Origin of the sequence: Levilactobacillus parabrevis ATCC 53295, from assembly GCF_001434055.1 — a bacterium.
In the GTDB taxonomy this organism is placed as follows: Bacteria; Bacillota; Bacilli; order Lactobacillales; family Lactobacillaceae; genus Levilactobacillus; species Levilactobacillus parabrevis.
Genome location: NZ_AZCZ01000031.1, coordinates 20,253 through 33,724 on the forward strand (window position 1 = coordinate 20,253; position 13,472 = coordinate 33,724).

Annotated in this window: 16 protein-coding genes, 1 tRNA gene and 1 riboswitch; of the genes, 13 read left to right on the forward strand and 4 right to left on the reverse strand. The window is 49.7% G+C overall.

Going from position 1 to position 13,472, the window contains the following annotated elements:
* Window positions 1-3 precede the first annotated feature (3 nt).
* Window positions 4-498 (forward strand): GNAT family N-acetyltransferase, encoded by a 495-nt coding sequence (locus tag FD07_RS08790; protein ID WP_020089975.1) that lies wholly within the window; start codon window positions 4-6, stop codon window positions 496-498.
* Here the strand turns inward: FD07_RS08790 and FD07_RS08795 are convergent.
* The gene (locus FD07_RS08795) at window positions 487-801 is read right to left on the reverse strand and encodes a DMT family transporter (RefSeq protein ID WP_020089976.1); all 315 of its coding nucleotides are present in this window, start codon (window positions 799-801) and stop codon (window positions 487-489) included. The two genes, FD07_RS08790 and FD07_RS08795, sit on opposite strands and share 12 nt — an antisense overlap.
* 1 nt (window position 802) lies before the next feature.
* Entirely contained in the window at window positions 803-1,129 is a 327-nt protein-coding gene (locus FD07_RS08800) for a DMT family transporter (protein ID WP_020089977.1), read from the reverse strand.
* 57 nt (window positions 1,130-1,186) lie between these two features.
* Window positions 1,187-1,284: riboswitch (guanidine-I (ykkC/yxkD leader) on the reverse strand.
* A gap of 324 nt (window positions 1,285-1,608) precedes the next feature.
* Here FD07_RS08800 and scrK (FD07_RS08805) point away from each other — a divergent pair.
* From scrK (FD07_RS08805) to FD07_RS08840, 8 genes are all read left to right on the forward strand, one after another.
* Window positions 1,609-2,484 carry a fructokinase ScrK gene (gene scrK, locus FD07_RS08805; RefSeq protein WP_020089978.1) on the forward strand — a complete coding sequence of 292 codons (876 nt, stop codon included), beginning with the start codon at window positions 1,609-1,611 and terminating at the stop codon, window positions 2,482-2,484.
* Window positions 2,485-2,502: 18 nt separating this feature from the next.
* A complete protein-coding gene (locus FD07_RS08810; protein ID WP_020089979.1) occupies window positions 2,503-3,504 on the forward strand; it encodes a zinc-dependent alcohol dehydrogenase family protein in 1,002 nt (333 codons plus the stop codon).
* A 63-nt stretch (window positions 3,505-3,567) separates the two neighbouring features.
* Complete coding sequence (locus FD07_RS08815) at window positions 3,568-4,308, forward strand: hypothetical protein (RefSeq protein ID WP_020089980.1); 741 nt, start codon at window positions 3,568-3,570, stop codon at window positions 4,306-4,308.
* A 19-nt stretch (window positions 4,309-4,327) separates the two neighbouring features.
* Window positions 4,328-4,720 carry a VOC family protein gene (locus FD07_RS08820; protein WP_020089981.1) on the forward strand — a complete coding sequence of 131 codons (393 nt, stop codon included), beginning with the start codon at window positions 4,328-4,330 and terminating at the stop codon, window positions 4,718-4,720.
* Between the two features lie 500 nt (window positions 4,721-5,220).
* Window positions 5,221-6,096 (forward strand): fructokinase ScrK, encoded by an 876-nt coding sequence (scrK, locus tag FD07_RS08825; RefSeq protein ID WP_020089982.1) that lies wholly within the window; start codon window positions 5,221-5,223, stop codon window positions 6,094-6,096.
* Between the two features lie 17 nt (window positions 6,097-6,113).
* Window positions 6,114-7,121 (forward strand): zinc-dependent alcohol dehydrogenase family protein, encoded by a 1,008-nt coding sequence (locus FD07_RS08830; RefSeq protein ID WP_020089983.1) that lies wholly within the window; start codon window positions 6,114-6,116, stop codon window positions 7,119-7,121.
* A 19-nt stretch (window positions 7,122-7,140) separates the two neighbouring features.
* Window positions 7,141-7,911, forward strand: a complete 771-nt coding sequence (locus FD07_RS08835) for a hypothetical protein (protein WP_020089984.1) — start codon at window positions 7,141-7,143, stop codon at window positions 7,909-7,911.
* Window positions 7,912-7,943: 32 nt separating this feature from the next.
* On the forward strand, window positions 7,944-8,336 hold the full coding sequence (locus FD07_RS08840) for a VOC family protein (RefSeq protein WP_020089985.1): 393 nt from the start codon (window positions 7,944-7,946) through the stop codon (window positions 8,334-8,336).
* Between the two features lie 306 nt (window positions 8,337-8,642).
* Here FD07_RS08840 and FD07_RS08845 read toward each other — a convergent pair whose 3' ends face one another.
* Entirely contained in the window at window positions 8,643-9,632 is a 990-nt protein-coding gene (locus tag FD07_RS08845) for a LacI family DNA-binding transcriptional regulator (protein WP_020089986.1), read from the reverse strand.
* A gap of 251 nt (window positions 9,633-9,883) precedes the next feature.
* Here FD07_RS08845 and FD07_RS08850 point away from each other — a divergent pair.
* The 4 genes from FD07_RS08850 to FD07_RS08865 all read left to right on the forward strand — a co-directional run bounded on the left by FD07_RS08850 (window position 9,884) and on the right by FD07_RS08865 (window position 12,978).
* A tRNA-Gln gene (locus FD07_RS08850) sits at window positions 9,884-9,955 on the forward strand.
* Window positions 9,956-10,085: 130 nt separating this feature from the next.
* A complete protein-coding gene (gene rihA, locus FD07_RS08855; RefSeq protein ID WP_020089987.1) occupies window positions 10,086-11,018 on the forward strand; it encodes a pyrimidine-specific ribonucleoside hydrolase RihA in 933 nt (310 codons plus the stop codon).
* A 127-nt stretch (window positions 11,019-11,145) separates the two neighbouring features.
* Complete coding sequence (locus FD07_RS08860) at window positions 11,146-11,826, forward strand: YoaK family protein (protein ID WP_027826015.1); 681 nt, start codon at window positions 11,146-11,148, stop codon at window positions 11,824-11,826.
* Between the two features lie 522 nt (window positions 11,827-12,348).
* Window positions 12,349-12,978 carry a MerR family transcriptional regulator gene (locus FD07_RS08865; RefSeq protein ID WP_020089989.1) on the forward strand — a complete coding sequence of 210 codons (630 nt, stop codon included), beginning with the start codon at window positions 12,349-12,351 and terminating at the stop codon, window positions 12,976-12,978.
* A 38-nt stretch (window positions 12,979-13,016) separates the two neighbouring features.
* Here FD07_RS08865 and tnpA read toward each other — a convergent pair whose 3' ends face one another.
* Window positions 13,017-13,436 carry an IS200/IS605 family transposase gene (gene tnpA, locus FD07_RS08870; protein ID WP_057161940.1) on the reverse strand — a complete coding sequence of 140 codons (420 nt, stop codon included), beginning with the start codon at window positions 13,434-13,436 and terminating at the stop codon, window positions 13,017-13,019.
* Window positions 13,437-13,472: the final 36 nt, after the last annotated feature.

The following is a 13,472-nucleotide window of genomic DNA, read 5'->3' on the forward strand; positions in this document are numbered from 1 at the left end:
CTTATGGCCCTTACCATCAATCCTGCGCAAGCCGCAGATCTCAGTCAAATCATGACCATCGAGCACGCCGGATTTTCACCGGCTGAGGCCGCAACTCCTGCCAGCATGGCCGAACGCATTGCCCTGATTCCCGATACCTTCCTCGTTGCCAAACAGGGGACGACCGTCGTCGGTTACGTGGTTGGGCCGGCGTTTAATCAGCGTTATCTGACCGATGCACTCTTCGAAAAGTCCACGCCGAATGCAGCTGGGGATGCGTACCAGACCGTGTTGAGTCTCGCCGTTAGTCCCGATTATCGCGGAGCCGGCATCGCCAGTCACCTACTGACGGCCCTCGCCACCGTGGCTCGTCAGCAGCGGCGTCGCGCAATTACGCTGACTTGCCTCAAGCGACTGGTCCCCTTCTATGAGGCTAACGGATACGTCAACGAGGGCGTTTCCACTTCCACCCATGCTGGGGAGACCTGGTACAATCTGGTTCTACCATTAACTGATTAGTTTGAGGCCCATCACGGCGATCAGGATGACGCCGACCCAAAGTAGCTTGCGCCAATTCCGGGATTCACCGAAGAAAAGCATCCCCGTGAGAACGCCACCCGCAGCGCCGATTCCCGTCCAGATAGCGTAGGCCGTACCCATCGGTAGTGTCTGTAGGGCGAGGTCAAGGAAGCCAAAACTGAGGCCATAGCCGATGACCATACCTAGCCAGAGTGGCCAGATGTGGCGCTGCAGGGCCCAGTTCATAAAGGATACGCCGAGCATTTCGCAGAGGCCGGCGATAATTAGGAAAATCCATGCCATGTTAGTGCTCCTCTCTAGCGGTGACGACTTGGAGACCGCCAATGCCAATAAGCAATAGGAAAATAAGCGCGACTTTAGCCAGGCTGACGGGTTCTCCGAAGGCCAGAATACCCGTGACCGTGGTGCCAAGCGTACCCAATCCTACGAAGACTGCGTAGGCTGTACCGGCTGGCAAAACTTCGCCGGCCTTGATTAAAAAGTAGAAGCTGAGATAGACAGCGAGGGCGGTCAACCCCCACTCCCAGAGGGTAGCGGCGTGTTTGAAGCCGACGACCCAGCCGATCTCGAAGACTGCGCCGCAGACGACGCGTAACCAATGTTTTAACATAATTATTCCTCCTAAATAGACGTGAAAAAGCCTGAGAAATGTTGTCTTAACGACGACATCTCCCAGGCTTTTTCCCTTCCGTGTCTACGGGACCACCCGTAGGTTCTCTCTCGGACCAGACCTGCAGGGGCAGCGGAACCCTAGAGAACAGAATATATGATTGATTCGGTAGCGCTAGCTTAACATGAATGCCGATTGGGGGCAACAGGTTGGTATGAAAATGATAGGTAAACCCTTTCACTAGATAGCCAATTTAGTGATTAAGTGACCCATTTCACTAAAAAATGAAATTGATTACATTTGCGTCATTAGTCACTTTTTCGGTATTTTCTGAAAATCTTGGGGCCAAAAAGGGTCTTAAAATCGCGAATCGCGATGCTATACTGAAAACGATTTAAAAATGGCTGTACGGTCATTCATCACTTAGTAATTAGGCGCTGCGGGTCACGACCCCGCGGCCACACATGGAGGTAGCGACTATGCAACTCGGAAGTATTGAAGCTGGTGGAACAAAGTTTGTTTGTGCAATCGGTAACGAAGATTATCGCACGGACAACCGGGTGATTATTCCCACCACCACTCCAGAAGAAACGTTAAGTCAATGTATCGCTTACTTTAAACAGTACCCAGATTTAAAGGCTATCGGGATTTCCTCATTTGGTCCCATCGAACTCCGGCGCAACGCTCCCAAATACGGGTATGTGACGGATACACCTAAGGCCCACTGGTCCAACACTGACTTCTTAGGTCGGCTCAAGCAGGACCTAGATGTGCCAATGGCCTGGACGACTGATGTGAACGGGTCCGCTTACGGTGAATACGTGGTTTCCACGCTGTTCAACGAAAAGATTAATTCACTGGTCTACTTCACGATTGGAACCGGCGTTGGTGCTGGGGCTATCGTGAATGGCAAGTTTGTTGGCTCGATGGGTCACCCCGAAATGGGCCACGTCCGCTTGAAGCGGCACCCCGATGATCTCGACTTCAAGGGTATCTGCCCATTTCACGGCGATTGCCTAGAAGGCCTGGTCAGTGGGCCAACGTTTGAAGCCCGGATCGGTAAGCACGGCCACGAGGTACCAATGACCGATCACGTCTGGGATATCATGGCTTACTACGTGGCTCAGGCAGCCTTACAGGAAACGTTGATGTTACGCCCCGACAAGATCATCTTCGGCGGTGGCGTTGTCAGCGAAGCCTTCCTGGTTAAGGTTCGCGCCGAATTCACGAAGCTCCTCAACGGTTACGTTGATGTGGGCAACATTGAAGATTACATTGTGATGCCGTCCGTCAAGGAAAATGGCTCAGCCACGCTAGGCGACTTCGCCTTAGCACTCAAAGAATATAACAAATAAGAGAGGGAGAATTACCTTATGAAAGCCTTAGTCTTAACTGGAACGAAAAAAATGGAGATCCAAGATTTACCTACCCCAGAAGTAAAACCTAACGAAGTATTGGTCAACACCGCCTACGCTGGTATCTGTGGGACCGACCGCGCACTGTACGCTGGCCTTCCCGGTTCAGCCGATGCTGTGCCACCAATCGTTTTGGGCCATGAAAACTCCGGTGTCGTTGCCGCTATCGGTAGCGAAGTTACCAACGTCAAGGTTGGCGACCGGGTGACTGTTGACCCTAACATCTACTGTGGCGAATGCGAATACTGCCGGACTGACCGTCCAGAACTGTGTGACAACTTGTCCGCCGTTGGGGTGACCCGCGATGGTGGTTTGGAAAAGTCATTCACTGCACCAGCTACCGTTGTTTACCCATTGCCTGACAGCGTCTCATTGAAGGCTGCTGCAACGACGGAACCAATCTCTTGCGCAGTCCACGGGGTAAAATTATTGGACTTAACGCCATATCAAAAGGCTTTGGTCATCGGTGATGGTTTCATGGGGCAATTATTTGTTCAATTATTACAAGCTTACGGTGTTCACCAAGTGGATTTTGCCGGTTTGAACGACAAGAAGTTAGCTTTCAACAAGGAAAAGTTTGGCGTTACCAACACTTACAACACAAAGCATGAAAGCATTCCTGCCGACTACGACGTCGTTATCGAAGCCGTTGGGTTACCACAAACGCAAGAACAAGCTGTTGAAGCAACGAAGAAGGGTGCTCAAGTCTTGATGTTTGGTGTTGGGAAGCCAGACCAAACCTTCTCCATGAACACTTACGAAGTTTACCAAAAGCAATTGAAGATCCAAGGGGCCTTCATCAACCCATACGCTTTCGAAGATGCGATTGCTTTGTTAGCTAGCGGCCAATTGGATGTTGAATCCTTGATCAGCCACGAAGTTAGTTTGGAACAAGTTGAAGACGTCTTGAACGGCAAGGTTGCAGGTGTCAGCAAGGCAGTTGTCAAAGTCAGCGACTAGTAAAGGTAAGGGATAATTGTGAAAGTTGAAGCAGCAACTGATTTGAATGAAGGGGCTGAAACAATGGATGTCACCAGTAATGGACGGACGATCTCGATGGGTAAAGCCATTGCCTACTTCGCATTATCGTTAGTTATCAACTCGGCCGGGAACGTGTTGACGTTGGTCACTAGCGCTAAGATTCACCCGTCCTTCTTAGGGGCGGCCTATTGGTCAGCGGCCGAAGCCAACTTGGGGACCGCGTTTCACTGGAATCTTTTCTGGGCGTTCCTGGTCATGGGATTCTTGACGGCGGTGTTAAATGCCATCTTGATTCACCACTGGGACTGGAAACGGATTGCCGGGAACATGGTCTTCATGGTGCCATTCTCCGCTTTGATTCAAGTGTTTGAGGACTTCTTTACTGGAAAGTATCCGGCGTTATTTGCCGGCCTACCTGAAGCGCGCAGTCTGGGGATGGTCATCCTGTATATTGGGCTGAACTTCTTAGGAGTTGCCTTCATTGCCGTTGCGATTTCCATTTACCAACGGGTCAACCTGGTGCTTCATCCAGCCGATGACTTGATGCAGATTCTGCGGTTCCGCTACTTTAAGGGGAACGCCGCCAGAGCGATGTGGGCTTCCTACATTCCGCCAACCATCATGGCCATCATTGCGGTAATCATCACGCATACGTTTGTGAACTTTGGTCTGGGAACGATCTTTGCCTTCCTGGCTCAAGGTGGGATTACCGGGATTGCCGACAAGACGATCTTCCCGAAGCTGAAACACCAAGCAGTTGACGTGGGTAAAATTGACGATTAAACAAAGGAGCAATTAACTTATGGCAGTACAAGATTTTATTACCGGCATTCAACACGTCGGGATTCCATCAAGTGATTTAGACAAGACGATTGCCTTTTACAAGTCCATCGGATTCGAACAAGCAGGGTTATTCCCTAACGGTGACAACCGGTGTGCCTTTATGCGGTTAGGCAACCTGACGATTGAAACCTGGGAGGGCGATCCAACCAATCCCCAAGCCGGTGCCATCAACCATATTTCATTGAACACGACCAACATCGATCAAGCCTTCGCAGCCGCTAAGGCACAAGGGTTAGACCTGGTCAACGATGAAATTCAATCCATTCCAACGTTCTGGAGCAACGGGATTCGTTTCTTCAACATCCTCGGCCCGAACCACGAAACGATTGAATTTTGCCAAATCTTAGCTTAGTTAACAGCCGGCTAGAGAGTTTAAGAGAATTGCATTAGGGACAGAGAATCCTCGTCGATTGCGGCGAGGATTTTTTGCGTCATGATTAAATACTGTCGTATCGCCTACGGCTGTCAGAACCTTTGCTTGCTGTGGGGACCGACAACGTTTCTGACGGCCTCCAGTTTAGACAGAGTTTAACCATGACTTCTCGATTCATCAAGTTCGAGAAAACGTTTTCATTACCCGTATGATGCCTGTAAACCAGCCTACATTATTTTCTATTCACCAGCGTTTGTAGGAATGTGGCCTGAGATGTACGAAAAATGTAATCGATTACATTCGGGCCACAGTGAGCCGTATTTGTGCTTTCTGAAAATTTCAGGTTGGTGAAAGGGGCTTATTCAGGGTATTTCTGATGTTATACTGAAAGCGCTTTAAAGGTGAACGGGCTAGTGATTCACAGCCTAGTAATTATGTGTCGTGGGTGACAACCCCGACGAAAGATGGAGGCAATATTTATGCAACTCGGCAGTATTGAAGCTGGGGGAACGAAATTCGTATGTGCCATTGGTAATGAAGATTACCGAGTATTAGACAAGGTGCGGATTCCGACGACGACCCCTGAAGAAACGTTAAGTAAAACTATCGCCTACTTCAAGCAGTTCCCGGATGTTAAGGCCATCGCAATTTCGTCGTTTGGTCCCATTGAACTCCGGCACAACTCACCGAAGTACGGCTACATTACGAATACCCCTAAGAAGGGCTGGCCCAACACGGACTTTGTGGGGCGGCTCAAGCAAGATCTCGACGTGCCCATGTTCTGGACGACCGATGTGAATGGTTCGGCCTATGGCGAATACATCATGTCGACGCTGTTCAATGAAAAGATCAACTCGTTGGTCTACTTCACCATTGGAACCGGCGTGGGTGCCGGGGCCATCGTCAACGGAGAGTTCATCGGGAGTCTTGGCCATCCTGAGATGGGACATGTTCGACTGAAGCGTCACCCCGATGACTTAGACTTTCCAGGGATTTGCCCCTTCCACGGTGATTGCTTGGAGGGGTTGGTCAGTGGCCCGACGTTTGATGCGCGGCTGGGAAAGCCTGGTAAGGACGTGCCACTGACGGATCATGTCTGGGATATCCTCGCGTACTACGTCGCCCAGGCCGCCTTGCAGGAAACGCTGATGCTTCGACCCGACAAGATTGTTTTCGGTGGCGGTGTCGTTAGCGAAGGTTTCTTGGTCAAGGTTCGCGCCGAATTTGCCAAATTATTAAATGATTACGTCGACGTTGGCAAACTCGAGGATTACATCGTGATGCCGGCGGTTAAAAATAATGGTTCTGCAACGCTGGGTGATTTTGCCCTCGCACTTAAAGAATACAAAAAATAGAAAGGGAGATTTCAATTATGAAAGCCTTAGTTTTAACTGGAACGAAACAAATGGAGATTCAAGATTTGAAGAAGCCAGAAGTTAAATCAAATGAGGTCTTGGTCAACACCGCTTACGCTGGTATCTGTGGGACCGACCGTGCGCTGTATGCGGGTCTTCCTGGTTCCGCTAACGCTGTGCCACCAATCGTTTTGGGACACGAAAATTCCGGGATCGTCGCAGCTATTGGTAGTGACGTCACCAACGTCAAGGTTGGCGATCGGGTGACCGTTGATCCTAACATCTACTGTGGCCAATGCAAGTACTGCCGGACGGATCGCCCAGAACTTTGTGACAATCTGTCAGCCGTTGGGGTTACCCGTGATGGTGGTCTGGAGGAATCCTTCACTGCCCCATCATCCGTTGTTTACCCTATTCCTGAAAGCGCTTCCTTGAAGGATGCCGCCACCACGGAGCCACTCTCTTGCGCCGTTCACGGGATGAGCCTGATCGACGTTAAGCCGTATCAAAAGGCCTTAGTCATTGGTGATGGGTTCATGGGCCAATTGTTCGTGCAACTCTTACAAGCATACGGTGTTCACCAAGTGGACTTTGCCGGAATTATTGATGAAAAATTAGCCTTCAACAAGGAAAAGTTTGGTGTTACGAATACCTACAACACTAAGCGGGACAGCATTCCTGCCGACTACGATGTTGTTATCGAAGCCGTTGGGTTACCACAAACGCAGGAACAAGCCGTCGCCGCTACCAGAAAGGGTGCGCAAGTCCTGATGTTCGGGGTCGGCAAGCCAGATCAAACCTTCTCCATGAACACGTACGAAGTTTATCAAAAGCAATTGAAGATCCAAGGAGCCTTCATCAACCCATACGCCTTCGAAGATGCCATTGCCTTAATGGCCAGTGGTGAAGTAGATGTCGATTCCTTGATCAGTCACGAAGTTAGTTTGGAACAAGTCGAAGATGTCCTTAACGGTAAAATCAAGGGCGTCAGCAAGGCGGTCGTCAAGGTTGGCAACAACCAGTAAAGGTAAGGGATAATTAATTATGAGAGCTGAAGCAGTAAGTCAATTCAACGATGGCGCGCAGAGTCGTGACGTCGACAGTGGCCGGACCCTATCGATGTCAAAGTCGTTAGCCTTCTTTGCCCTGTCAATCGTGATCAACTCAGCCGGAAACGTCCTCACGTTAGTCACCAGCGCTAAGATTCACCCGTCATTTTTAGGAGCGGCTTACTGGTCAGCTGCGGAGGCTAACTTAGGAGCGGCCTTCCACTGGAACCTCTTCTGGGCATTCCTGGTTTTGGGCTTCCTAACCGCGGCGTTAAACGCCGTCCTGATTCATCACTGGGACTGGAAGCGAATTGCCGGGAACATGGCCTTCATGGTGCCATTCTCAGCGTTGATTCAGGTCTTCGCGGACTTCTTCAACGGCAAGACCGCCGTGTTTGCGGGCCTTCCCGTTGCACACAGTGCGGGTATGGTTGCCGGATACATTGCCTTGAATTTCTTGGGTGTGGCGTTGATTGCCATTGCCATCTCGATTTATCAGCGGGTCAACTTAGTCTTACATCCCGCCGATGATTTGATGCAGATTCTGCGGTTCCGTTACTTCAAAGGAAACGCGTCCAGAGCGATGTGGGCGTCTTACATTCCACCGACCATTATGGCCATCATTGCCTTGTTGATCACCCATTCATTCGTGAATTTTGGTCTGGGAACGGTCTTTGCCTTCCTCGCGCAGGGTGGAATCACCGGGATTGCCGATCGGGTAGTCTTTCCGAAGCTGAAGCACCAACAAGTCGACGTCGGTAAGTAACGGTTACGGTAAACTTCAAAGGAGCGTTAGATATGTCAGTTAGTTCGTATATTACGGGGATTCAGCACGTGGGAATTCCTTCAATTGATTTGGATGCCACCATTGCTTTCTACAAGTCTCTGGGCTTCACTCAGGCCGGGCTCTTTCCTAACGGTGAGAACCGCTGTGCCTTCATGCGGCTTGGCAATTTGACGATTGAAACCTGGGAAGGTGACCCCACGAATCCGACGGCCGGCGCCATTAACCATATTTCGTTGAACACGACGGATGTCGATCGGGCGTTCGCGGCGGCTAAGGAACAGGGCTTGAACCTTGTCAATGATGAGGTGCAGTCGATTCCATCGTTCTGGGATCACGGGATTCGGTTCTTTAACATTCTGGGACCTAACCAGGAAACTATCGAGTTCTGCCAGATTTTAGATTAAGGATTCAGGTTTAAATAAGATTTCGCCTGCGGTTGCACTAGTTTTTAATCTGAATATTAGCTGAATTGTTATAACTGCTTTTTCAGCGTTCAGCGTTACAATCCGCTGTGTAAAAAATACAATCAGTGACTAAGAAATCCTCGTCGATAACGGCGAGGATTTTTGTTTGGATGGTTTAGAAATGTAGTGATTGCTTGATGTCCTGAGTATACCTGAGTTTCAAATGGAAACCTAGTAGAGATGGATGGTAACACACAATGGTTGCGGGAATGCACGGTTAGTTAGAATCCTTGTGTGCCAAGCTTACTAGGCGTTGTCCGGGCGGGGAATGATTTCCGCCGGTAGCCGAAATTCTTGCGTTGCGAGCTGGTGATCGGCGGCTCTGGCAAGAACCCGTTCAACGGCAATGCGGCCCAGTTCGGCAATTGGCTGTTTGGCCGTGACGATGGGTTGCGGCAAAAAGTCAAACCAATCGTTGTCGTCGAAGGCGCCTAGTTGAAAGGCTGGAAGCTGGAGCTCAGGAAGCTTGGTCAGCACGCCGGTCATGATGGTATTATCCGCCGCAAAGAGCGCGTCACACTTCTGATTGACCAGGAGTTGGCGTGTCATTTGGGGGACGTTGCTACCATCGGTTCGCGCCGTAGCTTCAATGGCAGGATCAGTGGGTAATCCGGCCGCAGCTAGTGCTTGGTGATAGCCTTGTAGCCGCTCTTTGGCGGTCGCAGAGACGGAACTGTTAATGATCCCGATCCGCTGGGCACCACGGCTAATCAGGCAGTTAATGATAGCCTGAGTGCCCTGAGCGTTGTCCACGAGTACGCGGTCGTACTGTGAGACGACGTCGGCCGGTGGCATCCGATCCACAAAAACGGCGGGGGTGTTGCCCAGCATTTTCGGATAATCAGTACTGTTGCCGGCGCTGGTGATGATGAGGCCATCGACCTGTTTCTCCAACATTAAGTTAATCGCCTTGGCTTCCTTGCTGAGGTGTTCGTCAGTGTTGACGATAAGGACGTCGTAGCCGGCTTGGCTGGCTGTATCTTCAATGGCGCGACTGAGCTGCGTGAAGAAGCCATTTAGAATATCGGGGATAATCATGCCCAGTGTGTGACTTTTTTGAACCCGAATGCTGCGGGCAAGGCCGTTGGGCCGGTAGCCGAGGTTGCGGGCAATATTTTGGATTTTTTGGCGGGTGTCGCGCTTGACCTGGGGGCTATCGTTGAGCGCCCGCGAAACGGTGGCTTCCGATACCCCAGCTTGCTTAGCGACATCTTTGATCGTAATATTAGTTGACATGCAATTCACTTCTTTATTATTAATAATTGTATTATTAAAACGTAAAACAAATAATGGGACAGTCATAGAAACAGTCACTCTGTTGATGGCTGTCATTATCAAGTATTTTATAGTTTATCGTAGCGGTTTCATAGGGGTGTCGTCAACTATTTCTGCTTATTGGACAAAAATCTCGAAAAAAAGGGTTGCATTTACCTAGGGTAAGATGATAAAATTATTCTCTGTTGGGGTAAGTAATTTATCCAATTCATTGGGCTATAGCCAAGTGGTAAGGCAACAGGTTTTGATCCTGTCATGCGCTGGTTCGAACCCAGCTAGCCCAATCAGAGGTTTACAAAAGTTTCGTCGATTAAGTTCGGCGGAACTTTTTGTTTTTTACGAGAACTTGTAAGCGCAATCATCATAGCATAGAATGGAAATTAACCGAAATGAACAGATAGGAGCGATTCCCTCATGAAAAAAATAATTATGGACTGTGACCCCGGGCACGACGATGCGTTAGCCATGATGCTGGCGCTGGCGAGTCCCGAGATTGACCTGTTGGCAGTAACTTCCTCCGCGGGGAATCAAACGCCAGAGAAGACCTTAAACAATGCTATGCGGCTGTTGACCCTGATGCACCATCAGGAGATTCCGGTCGCCGGCGGCAATCGAACGCCGTTGATGCAACCGCTGGAAACGGCAGGGAATGTCCATGGAAAGTCCGGGTTGGATGGCGCTGATCTGCCCGATCCCGATTTTGCCGTACAGGATATGACCGCTATCGAATTGATTGCCAAAACCTTGCGGGAGAGTGACGACCCCGTGACGTTGGTGGTGACTGGGCCGATGACCAACATTGCTTTGTTCCTACGAGTCTATCCGGAGCTCAAGGGAAAAATCGACCGCATTGTCTTCATGGGTGGTGCGATGGGTCTGGGTAACTGGACGCCTTCCGTCGAATTTAACATCTATGTCGACCCCGAGGCAGCCAAAATTGTTCTCAACGCTGGGATTCCACTGACGATGGCGCCGTTGAACGTGACGCATAAGGCCCAGATTCTCAAACCAGAAATCGCCGCCATTGGCGAGATCAATAATCCTGTGGCCAACGCCTTCCAGGGCCTACTGAACTTCTTTGAGGTCTACCACGAAAATCCTAAGTGGGGCTTCAAGGGCGCACCCCTCCACGATCCGTGCACGATTGCCTGGCTCCTACATCCAGAAATGTTTGAAAGCGAGCTGATGAACGTGGACGTTGAAACGCAGGGCGAACTGGTTCGTGGCGAAACGGTTTGTGATTACTACGAATTGACCGGCAAACCGAAGAATACAGATGTGCTATTGGACATTGATCGGCCAGCCTTTATTCAACTCATCATGGATTCTTTAAAGACTTTTAAGTAACGTGCTAAAGTAAGCCACAGCAACAACCGAGCGGGGTGTTGCTGTGGCTTTTTGCGGGTCTTAATCAAAACTCAAATAATTTCGGCTACACTATTTGAACGCAGAAAGTTCAGAGAGGTGAGTTGAATTGAGACAGATAACATTTCCCGCCCACGAGCAATTGTTGTTCGGCTGTGGCTTAACCATGGTTGCGGGGGCGCTAGACGCCTATTCCTACCTGGAACACGGCGCCGTGTTTGCCGGCCTCCAGACGGGTAACCTGATTTTGTTGGGAGTTAGCCTGGGGCACTTCCAACTGGCGGTTGTGGGCCGCTACCTGGCTTCGCTACTTGCATTCGTTGTGGGGACGGTCATTGTGCGGGTGCTTCAGCATTTTTCGGAAAAGTCGCGCGTAAGTTCCCAGATGGTCGTGTTGGGTTACATGCTGGCATTATTAATGGTTGTACTATTCCTAAATAATCATCTACCAAGTGTGCTGCTAGCGGCGTTATTATCATTGGCGGCCGCAGCAGAACTGCAGGAATTTCGGCAAATCAAGGGGGCAGCGTTTACCCCGCTCATGATGACCGGCAACGTGCGCAGCATTTCGGAATCCCTGTATGACGGAGTGCGCTATCGCAATCGGGATGCCCGTGCCAAGGCGTTGGATACCGGGGCACTTATGTTGAGTTTCATTGGCGGTGCGTTGCTGGTAGCCGCCTTCACGTCGTTAATGGCGGCGTACGCGGTGCTCTTACCGGCAGCGTTAGTTGTTGCGTTACTGGTCTGGTTATACCGCCAGAATCGACGCCGACGATGGAAACATTAGTCAGAATTAAAAAGGTCATTCACAGTTATGTGCGACCATTAAATATTGATCATACTAACCAGTCTTCGCCTACTGAAGTCAGGTAACTTTGTTATATATATCGATAGTCTGTTAGAAATGCGATTCCACTATGGAGTTGCATTTTTTTATGGCTTACGTTGCCTGGAAATCAAAGAGTTGTGTGGGGTGGTGGAAATGTCAATAAGGATGGACAATGATGAACCTTGAAGGCGAAGTTTCCGAGTTGAAAATAACCAGAGTGGTGTTGTCACGCCCCTGTGGTTCAAACGTAGGCTTTCAGGTGTTGGCGTAACGAGGGGGATTCTCCGCTTTTTGATAGGTGGGCTTGATTATGGGCTGGTTACGATATAATAGAGAATAATAACCCGGGAAATGAATTGGCAAGTGCGTCGATCTTGAAATATTCCCCGGGAAATATGCGATTAATTTTAAAATAAGACGTTTGGCCCTTGCACGTTACGCGACGTCATCGGGTATACCTAAGGTAGGAGGTGAACGACCGTGTCTAAATTTACAACGGGTGAACTGGCCAAGCAGGCTCACGTGTCGGTGCGCGCCTTGCAGTACTACGATAAGCGCGGGCTCCTGCGACCAACCGAAGTCAGTGAGGGAGGCCGCCGCCTGTATACTGCGGCGGATCTGCAACGATTAAAGCTGATTCTCTTGCTCAAGGGAATGGACCTATCTTTGGCGGCTATTCAGGAAATCATCGACAGTGACCAGGCATCTCGCGTGTTAGGGCTTGTGTTGGATCAGCAGGAGCAGCGGCTACGGGATGAGCAGGCAGCGAATGCCGAGAAGCTAAAGACGGTCATGCAGGTCCGTGCTGGACTCGCCGACTTTGCCACGGTGCCCATCCAATCGATTGAAGACATGGACTTAATTATGGCAAACAAGAAGGGATTACGTCGGATTCATGTGAGCATGGTGGTTAGCGGATTGATAATGGATGCCATTGAAATAGTGGCTCTGGTCTACAGTATTGTCGTTGGCAATTGGTGGATCTTTGGGACCGCGATGGTGATAGCTGTGATCTTTGCGGCGCTGACGGTTCGTCACTACTTTAACGCGGTTGATTATATCTGTCCGGCTTGTTCTAGCCAGTTTCGGCCACAGTTTAATATAAGCTAGGCAGAATTCCCTTGCTTTCAAACAAGGGATGAATGCCACTATCTCCTTCGCTGACTGGCGATATAATTTTCTACAGTTTCCTTGCTCATATCGCCCAGGGTACTCATGAAGTAACTTGGGGACCAAAGATGTCCGCTCCAGAACTTCTGAGCTTTTATCTCGGGATGTAATTCAAAGAATAAACGAGCCGAGCCACCCTTGAAGGCTTTGACAACATTAGTTGGTGCATACTTGGGTTTAAAGCTTAGTAGTAGGTGGATATGGTCTGGCATTACTTCCATTTGCTCAATGGTTACTTCGTTTAGTCGGGCTATTTTCGTTAGAATGTCGGTCATTTCAGCGACTAACTTGGGCGTTGTAAATGCTTTGTGCCGGTATTTGGTGACCCAGACCAAGTGAAAATGAAAGTTGTAAACATAACCTCGTTCGTGAATTGCTCCGCCAATATCATTACTCATATGATTCCCCAATAAATATTATTATAAGTCACTTTG

What these genes read in the sequence shown, in the direction of transcription:
- FD07_RS08790 (WP_020089975.1), top strand. Translation starts at nt 4, where the DNA reads ATGGCCCTTACCATCAATCCTGCGCAAGCCGCAGATCTCAGTCAAATC.
- FD07_RS08845 (WP_020089986.1), bottom strand. Translation starts at nt 9,632, where the DNA reads ATGTCAACTAATATTACGATCAAAGATGTCGCTAAGCAAGCTGGGGTA.
- scrK (WP_020089982.1), top strand. Translation starts at nt 5,221, where the DNA reads ATGCAACTCGGCAGTATTGAAGCTGGGGGAACGAAATTCGTATGTGCC.
- scrK (WP_020089978.1), top strand. Translation starts at nt 1,609, where the DNA reads ATGCAACTCGGAAGTATTGAAGCTGGTGGAACAAAGTTTGTTTGTGCA.
- FD07_RS08815 (WP_020089980.1), top strand. Translation starts at nt 3,568, where the DNA reads ATGGATGTCACCAGTAATGGACGGACGATCTCGATGGGTAAAGCCATT.
- FD07_RS08820 (WP_020089981.1), top strand. Translation starts at nt 4,328, where the DNA reads ATGGCAGTACAAGATTTTATTACCGGCATTCAACACGTCGGGATTCCA.
- FD07_RS08840 (WP_020089985.1), top strand. Translation starts at nt 7,944, where the DNA reads ATGTCAGTTAGTTCGTATATTACGGGGATTCAGCACGTGGGAATTCCT.
- FD07_RS08800 (WP_020089977.1), bottom strand. Translation starts at nt 1,129, where the DNA reads ATGTTAAAACATTGGTTACGCGTCGTCTGCGGCGCAGTCTTCGAGATC.
- rihA (WP_020089987.1), top strand. Translation starts at nt 10,086, where the DNA reads ATGAAAAAAATAATTATGGACTGTGACCCCGGGCACGACGATGCGTTA.
- FD07_RS08830 (WP_020089983.1), top strand. Translation starts at nt 6,114, where the DNA reads ATGAAAGCCTTAGTTTTAACTGGAACGAAACAAATGGAGATTCAAGAT.
- FD07_RS08795 (WP_020089976.1), bottom strand. Translation starts at nt 801, where the DNA reads ATGGCATGGATTTTCCTAATTATCGCCGGCCTCTGCGAAATGCTCGGC.
- FD07_RS08835 (WP_020089984.1), top strand. Translation starts at nt 7,141, where the DNA reads ATGAGAGCTGAAGCAGTAAGTCAATTCAACGATGGCGCGCAGAGTCGT.
- tnpA (WP_057161940.1), bottom strand. Translation starts at nt 13,436, where the DNA reads ATGAGTAATGATATTGGCGGAGCAATTCACGAACGAGGTTATGTTTAC.
- FD07_RS08810 (WP_020089979.1), top strand. Translation starts at nt 2,503, where the DNA reads ATGAAAGCCTTAGTCTTAACTGGAACGAAAAAAATGGAGATCCAAGAT.